Origin of the sequence: Streptomyces sp. NPDC058000 (assembly GCF_042886435.1) — a bacterium.
GTDB lineage: Bacteria > Actinomycetota > Actinomycetes > Streptomycetales > Streptomycetaceae > Streptomyces.
The window spans coordinates 86,540-105,166 of the sequence record NZ_JBHVQS010000013.1 but is presented as its reverse complement, the minus strand read 5'-3'; the positions used below and the strand labels follow the sequence as shown (position 1 = coordinate 105,166).

Sequence of the window (18,627 nt, the reverse complement as noted above, 5' to 3'; positions counted from 1 at the left end):
CGTCAGGTCAGGTCGAATTCGCCCTCGCGGGCGCCGAGGACGAAGCCGCGCCACTCGGCGGGGGTGAAGATCAGCGCCGGTATCTCCGGGCTGCGGCCGTTGCGCATCGCGACGTACCCCTCGACGAAGGCGATCTGGACGTCTCCGCCGACGCCCCGCGTGCTCGTATGCCAGTCGGCGTGGGTCAGGTCGAGTTCGGGCCTGGGCCCGCCCGCGAGCCGCTGGTCGGTGATGGTCTCGGCCACGTAATCGCTCCTCCCGGTCGTCGTCCGTGGCCAGGGTAACGACTGGGCCCGGGGACGGACAGGGGACGTCCGGCGGGCGCCGGAGGGTCAGCTCGCCGGGGTTTCGGCGCCCACCAACCACATCGAGAAGAACTGTGCGCCACCGCCGTAGGCGTGCCCCAACGCCCGCCGTGCGCCGTCGATTTGACGGTCGCCTGCCTGGCCGCGCACCTGGAGGGCGGCCTCGGCGAAGCGGATCATTCCGGAGGCGCCGATGGGGTTGGTGGAGAGCACCCCGCCGGAGGGGTTGACGGGCAGGTCGCCGTCGAGTTCGGTGACCCCGGACTCGGTGAGCTTCCAGCCCTCGCCCTCGTCGGCGAAGCCGAGGTTCTCCAGCCACATCGGCTCGTACCAGGAGAACGGGACGTACATCTCGACGGCGTCGATCTGGCGGCGCGGGTCGGTGATCCCGGCCTGCCGGTAGACGTCCGCGGCGCAGTCCTTGCCGGCCTGCGGGGAGACGAAGTCCTTGCCGGCGAAGAGGGTGGGTTCGCTGCGCATCGCGCCGCCGTGCACCCAGGCCGGCGGACGCGGTGAGCGGGCGGCGCCGGCCCGGTCGGTGAGGACCATGGCGCAGGCGCCGTCGGAGGAGGGGCAGGTCTCGGAGTAGCGGATCGGGTCCCAGAGCATCGGCGAGGACTGGACCTTCTCCAGGGTGAGGTCGTGCTCGTGGAGGTGGGCGTAGGGGTTCTTCAGTGCGTTGCGGCGGTCCTTGTAGGCGACCAGGGAGCCGATGGTGTCGGGGGCGCCGGTGCGCCGCATGTAAGCACGGACGTGGGGGGCGAAGAATCCGCCGGCGCCGGCCAGCAGCGGCTGTTGGAAGGGGATCGGCAGGGACAGGCCCCACATCGCGTTGGACTCGGACTGCTTCTCGAAGGCGAGGGTGAGGACCGTGCGGTGTACGCGGGCGGCGACGAGGTTGGTCGCGACCAGGGCGGTGGAGCCGCCGACCGAGCCGGCGGTGTGCACCCGGAGCATCGGTTTGCCGACGGCGCCGAGCGCGTCGGCGAGGTAGAGCTCCGGCATCATCACCCCCTCGAAGAAGTCGGGGGCCTTGCCGATCACCACCGCGTCGATCTCCGGCCAGGTCAACTCGGCGTCTTCCAGGGCGCGTTGCGCGGCCTCACGGACTAGTCCGGCGATCGAGACGTCGCGCCGGGCGGCGACGTGCTTGGTCTGGCCGATGCCGACGACGGCCACCGGCTCCTTCGCGGTCGCTGCGTTGCTCATCGCTCCCCCTCCAGGACGGCGACCAGGTTCTGCTGTAGGCACGGCCCCGAGGTGGCGTGTGCCAGGGCGCGGTCCGCCTCGCCGCGTTGGATGGCGGCGGCGGCCTCGCCGAGGCGGATCAGTCCGGCGGCCATCACGGGGTTGGCGGCCAGGGCGCCGCCGGACGGGTTGATGCGGACCGTGCTGCCGGGTGCGTCGAGCCGCAGGGCGCGGCGCAGGACGACCTCCTGGGAGGTGAACGGGGCGTGCAGTTCGGCGGTGTCCACCGGTGCGTCGAAGGCCCCGGCGCGTTCGGCGGCGAGCCGGGTCGAGGGCGAGTCGGTGAGGTCGCGGACGCCCAGGCTGTGCGCCTCGATGCGGTGGTCCAGGCCGCGGATCCAGGCAGGGCGGCCGGTGAGGCGGCGGGCGGTGTCGCCGGCGGCGAGGATCACCGCGGCGGCGCCGTCCACCACCGGCGGGCAGTCGCCGGTGCGCAGCGGGCCGACGACCTGCCGGCCGGGGGCGGCGTCCGCGCCGCCGCGGCTGCGTGCGCCGATCGCGGCCAGTTCGCGTGCGTCGGTGTGTCCGGCGTCGAGGAGTGCCTGGGCCTGGAGGGCGGCGAGCGCCACGGAGTCGGGCCAGAGCGGGGCTACGTAGTAAGGGTCGAGTTGGCGGGTGAGGACCTCGCGGAGGTCGCCGGGCGAGGACTTGCCGTACGCGTAGACCAATGCGGTGTCGGCCTCGCCGGTGAGGATCTTGACCCAGGCTTCGTACAGCGCCCAGGCGCCGTCCATCTCGACGTGGGATTCGGAGATCGGCGGCCAGGCACCGACGCCGTCCAGGGCCATGGTGAAGGAGAAGGCGCGGCCGGCGAGGTAGTCGGAGGAGCCGGAGCAGGTGAAGCCGATGTCCCGGGCCGCCAGGCCGGTCTGCGCGAGAACGTCGTGCAGGACCGGCATCACCATCTCGACCTCGGAGGTCGCCGCGCTGTCCGGGAGGTGTTCGCTCTGTCCGAAGGCGACGATGGCGACCTCGCGCACCGGGCCGCGCACTGGCTCGGGCATCAGATCAGCTCCTTGTAGCTGTCGTAGTCGGCGTCGGGCTCGCCGGTGGGGCGGTAGTGGTCGGGGAAGGGGGCGCCTCCCATGCCTTGAGGGCTGTGGGGGAGGGCGCCGTCGGGCCAGACGGGTTCCACTCGTAGCCCCATCCGCACCTGGTCGTAGGGGATGCCGCCGATCCGGGCGTGCAGCGCCAGGTCGGCGCCGTCCAGGGCGATGTGGGCGTAGACGTAGGGCACCTCGATGTCGAGGTTGCGGGCCTTGATGTTGACGATGCAGTAGGTGGTGACGGTGCCGCGGGGGCCGACCTCGACCGGCTCGCCGGTCGCGACCCCGCAGGTGGGGCAGGCGCCGCGGGGCGGGACGTAGACCTTGCGGCAGGCCGGGCAGCGTTCGCCGACGGTCTTCCGTTCGGCGAGTGCCCGGATGTAGCGGGACTGGGTGCGGCCGGGTGCGTAGGTGTAGTCGAGCCGGGCCGGGGCGGTGATTCCGGTGACCGGGTCAGCGAACTCTCCGCTGTGTGGACGCGTTTGACGCTCCGTCACTTCACTGTCGGCGGGTTCGAAGCAGGCGATGTCGGTGATCGCGCCGGTGCGTCCGGCGGCCCAGCGGATCCGGACCCTCATACCGGTGCGCACGGCGTCCGGGCCGGGTGCGTCGAGGGCGTGCAGGAGGGCGGTGTCGGCGCCGTCGAGCCGGACCAGGACCCAGGCGAAGGGGGTGTCGAGCGGCTGGCCGCGGCGCGCGGACGGGTTCCAGGCCCAGGTGGTGACGGTGCCGGTCGGGGCGACCTCGACCAGGTCGCGGAGTTCGTCGGCGGTGGCCGGGTCGTATTCGACGGGCGGCACCACCACCCGGCCGTCGCGGGCCCGGACCCCGAGGACGGTGCGTTCGCGCAGCCCGGTGAGGAACGCGCTCTGGACCGGGCCGAGCGAGCGGGTGAAGGGGAATTCGACGACGAGCGGCGCGGTGAGGACCTCTGACATGGCGGACTCCTCGGTCGGGTGGGGGCGGGCCTGTGCGCGCAGGCCCTAGGGCCTGTCCGGTGGATCAGGGTCGGATAGGCCGCGGCGTCTGGTGCGGTGCATCGCAAGGCGCCGGAGCGGCCTGATAGCGGAGCTATTGGGACGTTTCGGCAACGCGGCGAGGTGCCGTGCCAGACGCCGCGGACCCGGCCATGATCCACCGGACAGGCCCTAGGCGCGCCGGAAAACCGGTGGGCGCTTCTCGGCGAAGGCGCGGGAGCCCTCCTTGGCGTCGGCGGTGTCGAAGATCGGCCAGCCGCGGGCGAGTTCGGCGGCGAGCCCGTCGGCCTCGGTCAGGTCGGCGGTCTCGTAGACGGACGCCTTGACCGCTTCGACGGCGAGCGGGCCGCAGGCGTTGATCCGCTCGGCGATCTCCAGGGCCTTCGCCAGCGCGGTACCGTCGGGGACGACCTGGCCGATCAGGCCGATCCGGGCCGCCTCGGGTGCCGGGTAGGGGCGGCCGGTGAGCAGCATCTCCAGGGCGTGCGTGCGGGGGATCTGGCGGGCCAGGCGCACGGTGGAGCCGCCGATGGGGAACAGGCCGCGCCGGACCTCGTAGAGCCCGAAGGTGGCGCTCTCGCCGGCGACCCGGATGTCGGTGCCCTGGAGGATCTCCGTGCCGCCGGCGACGCAGTGGCCCTCGACGGCGGCGATCACCGGTTTGCGCGGGCGGTGGTGGCGCAGCATCGCCTTCCAGTGCAGATCGGGGTCGGCGCGCAGCCGTTCCCGGTACTCCTCGCCGGCCATCCCGCCCCCGGCCAGCGCCTTGAGGTCCATACCGGCGCAGAAGGAGCCGCCGGCGCCGGTCAGCACGATCGACCGGATGCCGTCGTCGGCATCGGCGGCGAGCCAGCCGTCATGGAGGCCGACCAGCATCGGCAGGGACAGTGCGTTCTTGGCCTCCGGCCGGTTGAGGGTGAGCACCAGTGTCGCGCCGGTGCGCGTCACGGTGAGGTGTTCGGTACCCGCGTCCTCCGGCCGAGCCGGTGCGGTCGCGGCGTGTTCGGTCCCGCCCATTCCGTCCTCCCGTCTCACGACGTAGAACAGGTTGCAGTAGCCGCACGACGAGTTCAAGGCTTTTCTGACGACCAGTCAGTTTTCTTGGCGCCGGCCCTTCCTTGCACTCGACGACGGCGTTCTAATGACGCCGAGCCGACGCCCGCCCGGTCTGGAGGAGCCATGGAGTACAACCTCGCCGACCTCTTCGAGTCGATCGTCGACACCGTTCCCGACCGCGAGGCGCTGGTGCACCTCGACCATCCGGGCACCGGCGCCGAGCGGCGACTCACCTACGCCGAGCTGGACCGCGCCGCCAACCGACTGGCCCACCACCTCGCCGACCAGGGCATCGGCCCCGGCGACCACGTCGGGCTGCACCTCTACAACGGCGCCGAGTACCTCCAGTCCGTCTACGCCTGCCTGAAGATCCGCGCCGTCCCGGTCAACGTCAACTACCGTTACGTCGAAGAGGAGTTGGTCTACCTCTACCGGGATGCCGACCTGGTGGCACTGGTCTTCGACGCGGAGTTCACCGGGCGGGTGGCCGGCGCCCTGCCGCAGGCACCGAAGCTACGGCACCTGGTACGGGTCGGCACCCCGCCCGCCGGGGCCGCCGAGCCGCGGATCGCGCCGGTACCGATGACGGAGGCCACGGCGTCCGGCTCCCCCGCCCGCGGATTCGGGCCACGCTCCGCCGACGACCGGATCGTCATCTACACCGGCGGGACCACCGGCATGCCCAAGGGCGTGATGTGGCGCCACGAGGACATCTTCTTCTCCGGGATGGGCGGCGGCGCACCGACCGGTGAGCCGGTCGGCCGCCCGCAGGAACTGGCCGAGCGGGTGGCGGCCGGCGGCGAGGGCCTGGTCTTCTTCCCGACGCCCCCGCTGATGCACGGCACCTCGACACTCACCGCGTTCATCGCCTTCCACTTCGGCCAGAAGGTCGTCCTGCACAGCAAGTTCGCGCCGAAAGAGGTGCTGCGCACCATCGAGCGGGAGCGGGTGACCAGCGTCTCCCTGGTGGGCGATGCGATGCTGCGGCCGCTGGTGGATGCGCTCGGCGGCCCGCTCAAGGGGACCGACTGCTCGTCCCTGTTCAGCGTCAGCAGCTCCGGGGCGATCCTCTCCGACACGGTCCGCGCGCAGTTCAGCGCGCTGGTACCGAACGCGCTGCTGCTGAACAACTTCGGCTCGTCGGAGTCCGGTTTCAACGGCACCGCCACCGACGACTCCGGCCCGGACAAGGGCTTCCGGCTGAACGTCAACCCCCGTATGGCGGTGGTGGATCCGGCCACGCTCCGGCCGGCGGAGGTCGGCGCGGCGGGCCGCCTCGCGCTGCGCGGGCACGTCCCGCTCGGCTACTACAACGACCCGGCGAAGACCGCCGAGACGTTCTTCGAGGCGGACGGCGACCGGTGGGTGCTGCTCGGCGACATGGCCACCGTCGACGCGGACGGTGTGGTCACCGTGCTGGGGCGGGGCTCGCAGTGCATCAACTCCGGTGGGGAGAAGATCTATCCGGAGGAGGTCGAGCAGGCACTCAAGGCGCATCCGGACGTCTACGACGCGCTGGTGGCCGGCGTCCCGGACGGCCGCTGGGGCAACCGCGTCGCCGCCGTCGTCCAACTCCGCCCGGATGCACGTCCGTTGGAGCTCACAGACCTCCAGTCGCACTGCCGGACCCGGCTGGCCGGCTACAAGGTCCCGCGCCAGGTCGTCTTCACCGACCACATCCAGCGGTCGCCCAGCGGCAAGGCGGACTACCGCTGGGCGAAGGCGGTGGCGACGGGCGAACGGGAGGCGTGAGCCGCGGGCGGGTGGGGTGAGCCACGGGCGGGAGGCGTGAGCCACGGGCGGGTGGGGTGAGCCACGGGCGGGTGGGGTCGGTAGGGCCGGTGGGACTGGTGGGGCCAGCAGGGTCGGTGGGTTGGCGAGGTCGGTGGGCCGGTGACGCCAGTGGGCTGGTGGGGTTGGTGACGCCGGTGGGGCCGATGGGGTCGATCCGGGGTGTCCGGCGGCCCGATGGCCGGCGCGGCCCGGTGCGTCGCTCCAGCTCGCCCGGCCCGACCGGCCCGACCGGCCCGGCCGCCGCCCGGACGCCCGCCCGGACGCTCGCCCGGCCCTCCGCCGGCTAGCCCGCGCAGACCGAGCGCAGCGACCGGGCCAGCCCCGCCGCGTGCAGCACGTCCAGATGCCGCTCCTGTCCCACCCGCAGCGCGGACACCGTCAGCCACGGCACGCAGCTCGGCGCCGTACGGGCCTGCGGGGACGCGGCGATGGCCCGGACCAGCTCCCCGTTGATCCGGTTGATCTCCGCGCGGACCCTGGCGAGATCCGGCCGGGTGGTGGGCGCCTGCGTCGGGTCCGCCGTCCAGCGGCGGTGCAGCCCGCGCTGGACAAGCTTGCTCGCCTCGATCTGGTCCCGGAAGATCCGTACCGTCGCCTCCGGATCGGCGCCCAGTTGGCGGGCCTGGGCCGCCACCGCGTCCAGCACCTCACGTTCCCGGACCGGGTCGTCGATCGGGCTGCCGGTCCCCCACTTCGCCGCGGCCACCAGGTCGGCGGTGGCCAGCCGTTCGGCGGAGAGCGCGGCCAGCGGCCGGAGCTGCCCGACCGGCGCGGGCGCGGCACCGACCGGCCCGGTTGCCGGCCGCCCGGCCCCGGCGGCCGGCGCCGCGACGGCGCTCCCGGCCCCGGTGAACAGCACCGCCGCGGCGGTCCCGGCGAGCAGCGCACGGCGCATCGAGGTGGTCACCTGCACATCGAGCCTTTCTCGAAACCGCGGCCCGGCGCACGGCGCGCGGGCCGCGGGAGGGTTGCGGACGCTGGGAGCTTACGGCCGCCCCGACCCCACCGACACCCACTCCCCGGCAGGCACCGCACGACACCGTGCCGGGGCACCGCTCCACGCCCCGACGGGGCCCGGCTCGACACTCCACCGGGACACCGCCCAACGCCCCACCAGGGCACGCCCGAGACCCCGACGTTCGTCTCTGACGCTCCGTCAAGTACCGTGCTCAGCCCGCCCGCCGAGCCCTCACCGACTTCCCGCCAGGAACGACATCACCGCCGCCAGGTACTCCCCCGGGCGCTCCTCGTGGACGAGGTGGCCGGCGTCCCCGATGGTGACCAGGCAGGCGGTGGGGATGGCCCCGGCCAGCTCGGCGAGGTGCTGCTGGGGGATGTGGCTGGTGGGACCGCCGGCGATGACGAGGGTGGGGGCGGTGATCGCGGGCAGCTCCTCGCGCCAGTGCGGAGCGGGGGCGTTCCGCTCGGCCACCACGGCGATCTTGGCCTGCCAGTCGAAGGCCGCGGGGCCGGGCGGCGGGGGCGGGACCTGCTGCGGCGGGTCGGCGGGGACCGGCGGGGCGGGCTCCTCCACGATCAGCCGGGAGACCAGGTCCGGGCGGCGAGCGGCCAGCAGTAGGGCGGCGGTGGCGCCCAGCGAGTGGCCGATGAGCGTGACGGGGCCGAGACCGAGCGCCTGGACGAAACCGATCGCATCGTCGCGCCAGCGCTCGAAGCCGTACTCCCCCGGCCAGTCGCTGCGGCCGTGACCGCGCTGGTCGAGGGCGAAGACCCGGTGCGTTGCGGCCAGTCGGCCGGCCACGCCGCGCCAGTCCTCACCGTCCTCCCCGAGGCTGTGCAGCAGTACCGCCGGCGGGGCGTCCGCCTCGCCCCAGACGCGGTATGCCAACCGGACGCCATCAACCTGCACCTTCTGTACGTCACCCATGCGCCCGACGCTACTCGTGGGCCGTCCGCGGCACGCCCCTTGACGTGTTCGCCGCGCGCTGATTACTTGGAGCCGCACGCAGCTACCGAATGATCGGTAGGGAGACGAGGCGGTGAGATCCATGCCGGAAGTGGCGACGGACAGCGGGACGATCGGCGGGGCCTGCGGGGCCGACTGGTGCGACGACGCGGAGCGGCTCTCGGCGGACGCCCTGCACACACTCCAAGTCACCCGGCTGCGCGCCGCGTTGCGACACGCCTACGAACACGTCCCCTTCTACCGGGAGGCGTTCGACGGGGCGGGGGTGCGGCCCGAGGACTGCCGCTCGATGGCGGACCTGGCCCGCTTCCCGTTCACGGCGAAGGACGACCTGCGGGCGCACTACCCGTTCGGGATGTTCGCCGTGCCCAAGGAGCGGGTGCGGCGCCTGCACGCCTCCAGCGGCACCACCGGGCGCCCCACGGTCGTCGGCTACACCGAACGGGACCTCTCGAACTGGGCGGACCTGGTGGCCCGATCGATCCGCGCGGCGGGCGGCCGGCCCGGGCACACCGTCCACGTCGCCTACGGTTACGGGCTGTTCACCGGCGGGCTCGGCGCGCACTACGGCGCGGAGCGGCTCGGTTGTACCGTCGTCCCGGCGTCCGGCGGGATGACCAGCCGTCAGGTGCAGCTGATCCAGGACTTCCGCCCCGAGATCATCATGGTGACCCCGTCGTACATGCTCACCCTGCTCGACGAGTTCGAGCGGCAGGGCGTCGATCCCCGCTCGACCTCGCTGAAGGTCGGCATCTTCGGCGCCGAACCCTGGACAGAGGAGATGCGCCGGGAGATCGAGGAGCGGTTCGCCATCGACGCCGTGGACATCTACGGCCTGTCGGAGGTGATGGGCCCGGGCGTGGCGCAGGAGTGCGTCGAGACCAAGGACGGGCTGCACATCTGGGAGGACCACTTCTATCCGGAGGTGGTCGACCCGATCACCGGGGAGGTGCTGCCGGACGGTGCGCACGGCGAACTGGTCCTCACCTCCCTCACCAAGGAGGCCATGCCGGTCATCCGTTACCGCACCCGGGACCTGACCCGGCTGCTGCCCGGCACCGCCCGCCCGGCCTTCCGCCGGATGGAGAAGATCACCGGGCGCAGCGACGACCTGATCATCCTGCGCGGGGTCAATCTCTTCCCGGCGCAGATCGAGGAGATCGTGCTGCGCACCCCGGGGGTCGCCCCCCACTTCCAGCTGCGGCTGACCCGCGAGGGACGGCTGGACCAGCTGACCGTCCGCGCCGAGGCCCGGCCGGACGCCACGGCGGACGACCGGACGGCCGCCGTCGACCGGATCGCCCGCGGCGTGAAGGACGGCATCGGGGTCACCGTCGCCGTCGAGATCGTCGATCCGGAGACCCTGGAGCGCTCGGTCGGGAAGTTCAAGCGCATCGTGGACGCCCGCCGGGACGGATGACGTCAGGTCATCGACGGGTCCCCCTTGATCAGCGCGAAGGGGGCGCCGGCCGGGTCCGTCACCATGGCCAACCGACCGACGCCGGGGGTGTCCATCGGCGGGATGAGGGGGGTGGCGCCGTGCTCGATGGCGGCGTTGTACGTGGCGTCGCAGTCGGTCACGCCGAAGTACGGGTGCCATTCGGAGGTCGAGCCGGCGTCCAGATTGTCCTGCTGGAGCTGCAGGATGCCGCCGTGCGCGGTGTCCTCGCCCTGACCGGCGCCGGGGGCGGAGGCGATGCTGTAGACCAGGTCGCCACCCATCGGCATGTCCTGGTAAGTCCACGAGAACACCGTGCGGTAGAACTCCCTGGCCGCGGCGGCGTCGGTGGTGTAGAGCTCCGTCCAACACATGGTGTTCGGCTCCATGACGGCGTCCAGGCCCTTGACGTCGCCCGGCTGCCAGACCGCGAAGTCGGCGCCGGTCGGGTCGGTGAGCATGGCCAGCCGGCCGGCGGTGAAGACGTCCATGGGGGCGACCCGGACCCGACCGCCGGCCTGCTCCACCGCCTTGCAGGTGGCGTCCGCGTCCGCGGTGTGGAAGTACGCGGTCCAGGCCGAACCGGCACCCTCCTCCGTCAGCGGGCCGACCGCGCCCACCGTCTTGCCGTCGAGCTGGAAGAAGCCGTAGCCGCCGCCCTCGGGGCCGGCCGACTGGAAGGTCCAGCCGAAGACCGCGGCGTAGAAAGCAGCGGCGGCGTCGATGTCGGGGGCGCCGAGGTCGAGCCAGTTCGGCGAGCCAGGGATGTAGTGGGTCGTCAGCATGAGGGAGCTCCGATCACACGGTGGTCAATGCCGATTCCCAGCATGGCAGGGGGCACTGACAGTCGCCGTGCGCGCGCCGCTCAGCGGGTGCCGAACCGCTCGCGCAGCGCACGTTTGAGGACCTTGCCGCTGGCGTTGCGCGGCAGCGCGTCCACGAACACCACCCGCTTGGGCACCTTGAACGGCGCCAGCCGCTCCCGCGCCGCGGCGATCAGCTCCGCCTCCCCCACCACGCCGTTCCCGTCCGCGTCGGCCGCCCGGGCCGCCTCGCCCGCGCCGTCGGCGCGCCGGACCACCACCGCGGTCACCGCCTCGATCCACCGCTCGTCCGGCAACCCGATGACCGCGACCTCGGCGACCTGCGGATGCGCGTAGAGCACGTCCTCCACCTGGCGCGAGGCGACCAGGACACCACCGGAGTTGATGACGTCCTTGACCCGGTCCACCACGGTGAAGTAGCCGGCCGCGTCCCGGACCGCCAGGTCGCCGGAGTGGAACCAGCCGTCCCGGAACGCCTCCGCGGTCTCCTCCGGCTTGTCCCAGTACCCGGCGCACAGCTGCGGCGAGCGGTAGACCACCTCGCCCCGGGTGCCGTCCGGCACCTCCCGGCCGTCCTCGTCCACCACCCGCGCCTCGACGAACAGCACCGGGCGGCCGCAGGAGTCCATCCGGCCGGCGTGCTCGTCCGGGCCCAGGACGGTGGCCAGCGGGCCGATCTCGCTCTGCCCGAAGCAGTTGTAGAAGGCCAGCCGCGGCAGCCGGGCGCGGAGCCGTTCCAGTACGGGCACCGGCATGACGGAGGCACCGTAGTACGCCTTGCGCAGCCCGGTCAGATCCCGGTCGCCGAAGCCGGGGTGGTTGGCGAGCGCGATCCAGACCGTGGGCGGGGCGAACAGGCTGTCCGCCCGGCCCGCTTCCACCAGCGCGAAGATCCGCTCCGGGTCGGGTCCGTCCACGATGGTGTTCTCCGCCCCGACCGCCAGATAGGGCAGCAGGAAGACGTGCAGCTGCGCGGAGTGGTAGAGCGGCAGCGAGTGAACCGGATGGTCGCCCTCCTTCAGGTCGAGGGCGACGATCGCGCTGGTGTACTCGTGCACCAGGGCCCGGTGGGTCATCATCGCGCCCTTGGGGAGGGCGGTGGTCCCGGAGGTGTAGAGCAACTGGACGAGGGTGTCGTCGGACGCCTCGGGAAGTGCGCCGGCACCGGTCGGATCCCCGGGTTCCGCCGGCTGCCGCGCCAGCCGCTCCAGCAGCCCGTCCGGCGCGCCGTGCAGCGGCACCGCCCGAACCGTGTCCGGCAGCCGGGACGCCAGGGCGAGGTCGGTGAGCACCAGGGCGCTGCCGGACTGCGTCAGGATGTAGTGGAGTTCCTCGCCGGTCAGGCCGTGGTTGACCGGTACGTGCACCAGGCCGGCGCGGGCGCAGGCCAGGAATCCGATCAGGTAGGCGTCGGAGTTGTGCCCGTAGGACGCCACCCGGTCGCCGGGGCGCAGGCCCTCGGCCAGTAGTACCCGCGCGGCGGCGGTCACCGCGTCGTCCAGTGCGCGGTAGCTCCAGCTCCGTCCGGCGTACCGGACCGCCGTCCGCTCCGGCACCCGGCGCGCGCTGCGCCGCAGGACCCCGTCGACCGTGTTGCGCCGCGCGCCCGTTGCATCCGTGGCATCCCTCATGCGGCGATCCTGGGGCGTGTCCGGGAGCCGGTCAAGGCACCGGACCCGGGCGGGTCAGGGCAGTTCGCCGGTGGGTGCCGCGCCGTGCGGCAGCGCGGCCAGGCGGTCGGTCAGGCTCCGGGTGGTGGCGTCGTCCGCCCCCAGGATCCGCACGCAGTCCTCGACGACGCGCTCGTACACGGCCCGGGTCTGCTGCGCGTCCCGGGCGGCGGACTCCTCCCACCCGGCCAGGAACGAGGCGACGTTCTTCTTCACCCGGGCCTCGCCGGACGCGTCCCCGAGGTCCCGGAATCCCGCCAGGGCCTGCCAGGACACCTCCAGCGCCTCGTCGATGCGGCCGGCCTGGGCCAGCGCCGCGGCGAGGTTGGTGCGGGTGCGGGCCCGGCCGTGGCGGTTGCCCACCGCCTCGAACCGTGCGACGGCCTGCTCGTAGGCGCGGACGGCGTCCGCCAGCAGCCCCGCCGCCATCAGGGAACTGCCGAGGTTGGACAGCACCGCGCCCTGCCGAGGGTGGTCCACGGGCAGGTCCGCGCTGGCTTGCCGGCCCAGGTCGATGGCCTCCGTCAGATCGCCCTCGTAGCCGTCGCGTTCGTATCGGATGCGCAGGGCGCTGCTGAGGCTGGCGAGCGCCGCGGAGCGCTGGGGCAGACCGTGCGGGATGCGGACCGCCGCCTCGCGGCCGACGACGATCGCTTCGTCGAGGTCGTCCCAGTCGCCGGTGTATTCGGCCCGGGCGTGCAGGGCGCCGATCAGGTTCGGGATGGTGGCGCTCAGCTCGGGGTGGCTGCCCTCGGGGAGTTGGGCGGTGTGTGCGGTCTGCGCTTCCCGGAAGCAGTGGATGGCTGCGTCGAGGTCGGCCAGGGAGGAGGTGAGTTGGAACCGGACCATGCGGATCAGGCCAAGGTTGGACAGGATGGTGATGCGCAGCGGTCCCGGAGGGGTGGCGGTGAGCACCTTGTCCAGCGTGGCGATCGCGTCGTCCGTCTCCTCCAGCCCCTGGTGCAGCCGGCGCGGGGATTCCAGGATTTCCGCGGCCCGCAGTGCGGTCACCGGATCGATCCCGTGGTCAGTGCTCATCGTCCCGCCTCCCGTCTTCGGTGTGCCGCTGGTCGAGCACCGCGGTGATCCAGATGCGGGCCAGCCCCTCATCGTAGAACTCGATCGTCTCCGTGCCCCGCTGCACCCGGATGACGACCCGGGGGGTCCCGCTGCGGCGGTAGGCCGGGCGGGGGCGGCGCGGCGCCGGGGTCGGCCGGCGGGTGGACGTGCACACCGCCGTTGATGGCGCCGGCCTGCACTGTGGGGCCGAGGAGTTGGGCGTGGCCCTCGACGACGTTGTCGCTGTTCCCGACCGTCGGAGCGCTTCCGCCGGTGCCGTCCGGGGTGTGCGACGGCGGCCGGGTGGTGCGGTACCACAGCAGTTCCCACCACTGGGCGGAGCGCGGCAGGTGGGCGCCGTCGCTGGCCTGCCGGGCGAAGCCGTCCAACAGTTCCACGAAGACCAGCAGGGCCGCGCACGAGGTGGGTGCCGCACCGTCGTGGAACCAGCCGTGGACGGTCGACGGGGTCGGCCACTGGCCGACCGGCAGCCGCACCTGGGACAGCTCAACGAGCTTGTCCACGGCCGGACTTCCGGCGACCTGGTACAGCTGCCGCAGCTCACCCCCGAGGTCTTCTGCCCCTTGCTCCACCTGTTCGACTTCCCCCTGAGGACCGTGCGTGCGCTCCGATGAGATTCCTCGGCACGAGCCGCGTTAGGGGTCCAGGCTAGCCGTTGCGGCCGGGGCCGTTCCCGTTGCCTCAGGGGTGCGGCGTCCGGGGCGGCGGTGGGTCACACGGCGCGCTCCCGGCCCTCCCAATACGGGTCGCGGAGCCGCCGCTTGTAGAGCTTGCCGTTGGGGTCGCGGGGCAGGGCGGTGGTGAAGTCGACGGAGCGGGGGCGTTTGTAGGCGGCCAGTCGGCGGGCGCAGTGGTCGAGGATCTCGGTGGCCAGCTCCGGTCCGGCCCGGTGGCCGTCGGCGGGTTCGATGACGGCCTTGACCTCCTCGCCCCAGTCGTCGTGCGGGATGCCGAAGGCGGCGGCGTCGGCGACGGCCGGGTGGGCGAAGAGCACCGACTCGATCTCGGCGGGGTAGATGTTGACCCCGCCGGAGATGATCATGTCGATCTTGCGGTCGCGGAGGAAGAGGTAGCCGTCCTCGTCGAGGTAGCCGAGGTCGCCGACGGTGAAGAAGTCGCCGATGCGGTTCTTCCGGGTCTTGTCCGCGTCCTTGTGGTAGGTGAAGCCGCCGGTGGTCATCTTCATGTAGACGGTGCCGAGTTGGCCGGCCGGCAGGCGGTTGCCGTCGTCGTCGAAGACCGCGAGTTCGCTGATCGGCCAGGCCCGGCCGACCGTGCCGGGCTTCTTGAGCCAGTCCTCGGCGGTGGCGAAGGCGCCGCCGCCCTCGCTGGCCGCGTAGTACTCCTCGACGCAGCCGCCCCACCAGTCGATCATGGCGCGTTTGACGTGGTCGGGGCAGGGGGCGGCGCCGTGGATGGCGTGCCGCATCGACGAGACGTCGTAGCCGCTCCGGACGTCCTCGGGGAGGGCGAGGAGGCGGTGGAACTGGGTGGGGACCATATGGGTGTGGGTGCACCGGTGCCGCTCCATCAGGCGCAGCATCTCCGGTGGGGTCCACTTGTCCATCAGGACGACGCGGTGTCCGATGTGCAGGGAGGCGCCGGCGAATTGCAGGACGGCGGTGTGGTAGAGCGGCGAGCAGACGAGGTGGACGTTGTCGTCGAACGGCCGGATGCCGAAGATGCCGAGGAAGCCGCCGAGGTGGGTCTCCTCGGGGGGTTTGCCGGGCAGCGGGCGGCGGATGCCGCGGGGGCGGCCGGTGGTGCCGGAGGTGTAGTTCATCACCCAGCCCAGGGTCCGGTCGGCGGGCGCGGACTCCGGCTGTTCGTCGAGGAGTTGGGCGTACGGGCGGAAGCCGGCGACGGTGCCGACGGCGTAGCGCGCCTCGGCCGCCAGGCCCGCCCCGTCGGCCGCCTGCCGGGCCGCGTCACCGAACCGCTCGTGGGCGATCAGCACCTTGGCACCGGAGTCGGCGACGATCCAGGCGATCTCCGGGCCGACCAGGTGGTGGTTGACCGGGACGAGGTAGAAGCCGGCCTGGGAGGCGGCGAGGTAGGCGGTGAAGAACTCGACGCCGTTGGGGAGGACCACGGCGAAGGCGTCGCCGCGTTCCAGTCCGGCCGCGCGCAGCCCGTGGACCAGCCGGTTGGTGGCGGCGTGCAGCCGGCCGGCGGTCCACTCCTCGCCGTCCGGCGCGATCAGGACCGTCCGGCCGGGGTCGGCGGTGGCCTGGGCCCAGAAGCCGTTGGGGGTGTCGGTCATGGTCGTGTCCTCCTCGGGCGGTGGCACATCGGCGGGTCGGCGGGTCAGGCGCGGCCGGCGATGCGGTTGATGCGGTCGATGGCGCGCTCGAAGCCGCGGGTGAGGTCGTCGAAGACAGCCTGGACGCTGCGTTCGCTGGTCATCCGGCCGACGATCTGGCCGACCGGGGTGCCGAGCAGCGGCTCGACCTCGTGCCGTTGGATGCGGGAGTTGGCTTCGGCGACCAACAGGCCCTGGAGCGGCATCGGGAGGGTGCCGGGGCCGCTGGGGTCGTCCCAGGCGTCGGTCCAGGCGGTGCGCAGTTGGCGGGCGGGTTTGCCGGTCAGGGCGCGGGAGCGGACGGTGTCGCCGGGGCCGGCGGCGAGGAGTTTCGCGGTCAGCCGCCGGGAGTGCAGGTCGGCCTCCTCGGTGGTCAGCCAGATCGAGCCGAGCCAGACGCCCTGGGCGCCCAGGGCGAGCCCGGCGGCGATCTGCTCGCCGGTGCCGATCCCGCCGGCGGCGAGCACCGGCAACGGGTCGACGGCGGCCACCACTTCCGGGGTGAGCACCATGGTGGCGATCTCCCCGGTGTGGCCGCCGGCCTCGTACCCCTGGGCCACCACGACGTCGATGCCGGCGGCCTTGTGGTGCAGCGCGTGGCGTGGGCTGCCGGCCAGCGCGGCGACCCGGATGCCGTGGTCGTGGGCGCGGGCGATGATGTCGGGGGGCGGGGAGCCGAGGGCGTTGGCGAGCAGCTTGATCGGGTAGTCGAAGGCCACGTCGAGCTGGGTGCGGGCGACCTGTTCCATCCAGCCGGTGATCCGCCAGCCGGACGCCTCGCCGGGGGCGAGCGGCGGCACGTCGTGCTTGTCCAAGAGCGCCTCGACGTACCGGCGGTGCTCGTCGGGGATCATCGCCTCGACGTCGGCCTCGCTGACGCCCTCCACCTTCGTGGCGGGCATGACGACGTCGAGGCCGTAGGGCAGCTCGTCGGTGTGCTCCTGCATCCAGTCGAGGTCCCGGGCCAGTTCGGCGGGCGCGGTGTAGCGGACCGCGCCGAGCACCCCGAAGCCGCCGGCCCGGGTGATGGCCGCGGCGACCGCGGGAAAGGGCGTGAACCCGAAGACGGCGTGCTCGACTCCCAGCGCGTTGCTCAGCTCCGTCTGCATGGGCGCAGGATGCCGCAGCGTGCCGCACGAGGGAAGAGATTTCCTGATGCTACGTCAGAAACTCGCCGCCGGGGGCCGCGTGCCGGGTCCGGGGGCCGGGTGAGCAGACCGCGGACAGCGCCCCGCTCCCCACCGCCCTCACCCCTCCACCCCTCACCCTTCACCCCTCCCCCAGTACCGCCATCGCCGCGTTGTGGCCGGGGATGCCGCTCACCCCGCCGCCGCGGAGCGCGCCCGCGCCGCACAGCAGGACGTTGGCGTGGACGGTGGCGACGCCCCAGCGGGCGGCGGCGGTGGTGAGGGCGTCCGCGTCGTCGGCGTAGGGGAAGGCCAGCTCGCGGTGGAAGATGTTGCCGCCCGGGAGGCCCAGTTCGCGGTCGAGGTCGAGGGGGGTGCGGGCCTCGACGCAGGGGTGGCCGTCGGCGTCCCGGGCCAGGCAGTCGGCGAGCGGTTCGGCGAGGTGGGCGTCCAACTGGGCGAGGGTGGCGGCCAGCAGGCGGTCGCGGATGGCCGGTTTCTCGGCGGTGTCGGTGGTGAACAGCCGGGCGGGGGTGTGCAGTCCGAAGAGGGTGAGGGTGTGGTAGCCCTGGCGGACGAGGTCGGGGCCCAGGATGGAGGGGTCGGTCAGGGAGTGGCAGTAGATCTCCGACGGGGGCGCGCCGGGCAGCCGGCCGGCCGCGGCTTCCCGGTGGGCGGTCTCCAACTGGGCGTATCCCTCGGCGATGTGGAAGGTGCCGGAGAACGCCTCGCGCGGGTCGGTGCGCGGGTCGCGGAGCCGGGGTAGCCGGGTGAGCAGCATGTTCACCTTGAGCTGGGCGCCTTCGGCGGGCGGCGGCGCGGGCTCGCCGAGCAGCCGGGCCAGTTCGCGGGGCGCGGCGTTGACCAGGACGTGGCGGGCACCGATCGTGCCGTGCCCTTCGGTGGTGACCTCCGCGGTGCGGCCGTCGGTGGCGAGGGCGGTGACCGGGCAGCCGGTGACGAGCTCGGCGCCGGCCCGGCGGGCGGCGTCGGCGAGCGCGTCGGTGAGGGCGCCCATGCCGCCGAGGGGGACGTCCCAGTCGCCGGTGCCACCGCCGATCACGTGGTAGAGGAAGCACCGGTTCTGACGGAGCGTCGGATCGTGGGCGGTGGCGAAGGTACCGATCAGCCCGTCGGTGAGGACCACGCCGCGCACCAGGTCGTCGCGGAAGGTCGCCTCGATCACTTCGCCCAGGGGACGTTCGAAGAGGGCGTGCCAGGTGGCGTCGTCGGCGACCCGGGCGCGGAGTGCGGCGCGGGTGGGGAGCGGTTCGGTGAGGGTGGGGAAGACCCGCTCGGCGAGCCGGCGGGTGGTGCCGTAGAAGTCCTCCCAGGCGGCGTACTCCCGGTCGGATCCGGTCAGTTGCGCGAAGGAGGCGCGGGTGCGGGCCTCGCCGCCGCCGACCAGCAGGCCGGTCGGGCGGCCGTCGCGCACGGCGGGGGTGTACGAGGAGACGGTGCGCTTGCGGACCGCGAAGCGGAGCCCGAGGTCCCGGACGATCTTCGGGGGCAGCAGGCTGACCAGGTAGGAGTAGCGGGACAGTCGGGCGTCGACCCCGGTGAACGCGTGGGTGGAGACGGCCGCGCCGCCGGTGTGGTCCAACCGCTCCAGCACCAGCACGCTCCGCCCGGCGCGGGCGAGATAGGCGGCGGCCACCAGCCCGTTGTGGCCGCCACCGACGATCACGACGTCGTACGAAGTCCGTTCCGGCATGCCCCTTGAGTAGCACGGGGGGCCGGTGGTCGCCAGATGGGAAACGCGCGGCGGCAGCGGAATGAATCGTTTGTTCCGGACGGTGCGGCTTCTTGACCGGTCGTCAGGCTGCTTCTAGC

General features: G+C 73.0%; 16 protein-coding genes. 2 read left to right on the top strand and 14 right to left on the bottom strand.

The window, feature by feature from the left end:
• Positions 1 to 2: 2 nt before the first annotated feature.
• From ACFVT2_RS16465 to ACFVT2_RS16445, 5 genes are all read right to left on the bottom strand, one after another.
• A complete protein-coding gene (locus ACFVT2_RS16465) occupies positions 3 to 245 on the bottom strand; it encodes a DUF397 domain-containing protein (RefSeq protein WP_390017740.1) in 243 nt (80 codons plus the stop codon).
• A gap of 87 nt (positions 246 to 332) precedes the next feature.
• Positions 333 to 1,514, bottom strand: coding sequence for a thiolase domain-containing protein (locus ACFVT2_RS16460; RefSeq protein WP_390017738.1), 1,182 nt, complete (start codon positions 1,512 to 1,514; stop codon positions 333 to 335).
• On the bottom strand, positions 1,511 to 2,557 hold the full coding sequence (locus ACFVT2_RS16455; RefSeq protein ID WP_390017736.1) for a thiolase domain-containing protein: 1,047 nt from the start codon (positions 2,555 to 2,557) through the stop codon (positions 1,511 to 1,513). Before ACFVT2_RS16455 ends, ACFVT2_RS16460 begins: the two co-directional genes overlap by 4 nt.
• A complete protein-coding gene (locus ACFVT2_RS16450; RefSeq protein WP_390017733.1) occupies positions 2,557 to 3,537 on the bottom strand; it encodes a Zn-ribbon domain-containing OB-fold protein in 981 nt (326 codons plus the stop codon). Before ACFVT2_RS16450 ends, ACFVT2_RS16455 begins: the two co-directional genes overlap by 1 nt.
• A gap of 210 nt (positions 3,538 to 3,747) precedes the next feature.
• Positions 3,748 to 4,593, bottom strand: coding sequence for a crotonase/enoyl-CoA hydratase family protein (locus ACFVT2_RS16445; protein ID WP_390017731.1), 846 nt, complete (start codon positions 4,591 to 4,593; stop codon positions 3,748 to 3,750).
• 162 nt (positions 4,594 to 4,755) lie between these two features.
• Between ACFVT2_RS16445 and ACFVT2_RS16440 the strand changes: the two genes are divergently transcribed.
• The gene (locus tag ACFVT2_RS16440; protein ID WP_390017729.1) at positions 4,756 to 6,384 is read left to right on the top strand and encodes an acyl-CoA synthetase; all 1,629 of its coding nucleotides are present in this window, start codon (positions 4,756 to 4,758) and stop codon (positions 6,382 to 6,384) included.
• A gap of 325 nt (positions 6,385 to 6,709) precedes the next feature.
• Here ACFVT2_RS16440 and ACFVT2_RS16435 read toward each other — a convergent pair whose 3' ends face one another.
• Positions 6,710 to 7,339, bottom strand: a complete 630-nt coding sequence (locus ACFVT2_RS16435) for a chorismate mutase (RefSeq protein ID WP_390017726.1) — start codon at positions 7,337 to 7,339, stop codon at positions 6,710 to 6,712.
• 276 nt (positions 7,340 to 7,615) lie between these two features.
• Positions 7,616 to 8,314 (bottom strand): alpha/beta fold hydrolase, encoded by a 699-nt coding sequence (locus ACFVT2_RS16430; RefSeq protein WP_390017724.1) that lies wholly within the window; start codon positions 8,312 to 8,314, stop codon positions 7,616 to 7,618.
• A gap of 121 nt (positions 8,315 to 8,435) precedes the next feature.
• Here ACFVT2_RS16430 and paaK point away from each other — a divergent pair, with 121 nt between their 5' ends.
• The gene (paaK, locus tag ACFVT2_RS16425) at positions 8,436 to 9,773 is read left to right on the top strand and encodes a phenylacetate--CoA ligase PaaK (protein WP_390017840.1); all 1,338 of its coding nucleotides are present in this window, start codon (positions 8,436 to 8,438) and stop codon (positions 9,771 to 9,773) included.
• A 2-nt stretch (positions 9,774 to 9,775) separates the two neighbouring features.
• Here paaK and ACFVT2_RS16420 read toward each other — a convergent pair whose 3' ends face one another.
• The 7 genes from ACFVT2_RS16420 to ACFVT2_RS16390 all read right to left on the bottom strand — a co-directional run bounded on the left by ACFVT2_RS16420 (position 9,776) and on the right by ACFVT2_RS16390 (position 18,508).
• A complete protein-coding gene (locus ACFVT2_RS16420) occupies positions 9,776 to 10,576 on the bottom strand; it encodes a VOC family protein (RefSeq protein ID WP_390017721.1) in 801 nt (266 codons plus the stop codon).
• Between the two features lie 80 nt (positions 10,577 to 10,656).
• Positions 10,657 to 12,246, bottom strand: a complete 1,590-nt coding sequence (locus ACFVT2_RS16415; RefSeq protein WP_390017719.1) for a fatty acyl-CoA synthetase — start codon at positions 12,244 to 12,246, stop codon at positions 10,657 to 10,659.
• A gap of 54 nt (positions 12,247 to 12,300) precedes the next feature.
• The gene (locus ACFVT2_RS16410) at positions 12,301 to 13,323 is read right to left on the bottom strand and encodes a tetratricopeptide repeat protein (RefSeq protein WP_390017717.1); all 1,023 of its coding nucleotides are present in this window, start codon (positions 13,321 to 13,323) and stop codon (positions 12,301 to 12,303) included.
• Positions 13,324 to 13,391: 68 nt separating this feature from the next.
• Positions 13,392 to 13,937: a hypothetical protein gene (locus tag ACFVT2_RS16405; RefSeq protein ID WP_390017715.1), complete on the bottom strand. Its 546-nt coding sequence runs from the start codon at positions 13,935 to 13,937 to the stop codon at positions 13,392 to 13,394.
• 140 nt (positions 13,938 to 14,077) lie between these two features.
• A complete protein-coding gene (locus tag ACFVT2_RS16400; protein WP_390017712.1) occupies positions 14,078 to 15,628 on the bottom strand; it encodes an acyl-CoA synthetase in 1,551 nt (516 codons plus the stop codon).
• Positions 15,629 to 15,672: 44 nt separating this feature from the next.
• Entirely contained in the window at positions 15,673 to 16,776 is a 1,104-nt protein-coding gene (locus ACFVT2_RS16395) for an NAD(P)H-dependent flavin oxidoreductase (RefSeq protein WP_390017710.1), read from the bottom strand.
• Between the two features lie 160 nt (positions 16,777 to 16,936).
• Complete coding sequence (locus ACFVT2_RS16390; RefSeq protein ID WP_390017708.1) at positions 16,937 to 18,508, bottom strand: phytoene desaturase family protein; 1,572 nt, start codon at positions 18,506 to 18,508, stop codon at positions 16,937 to 16,939.
• Positions 18,509 to 18,627 lie beyond the last annotated feature (119 nt).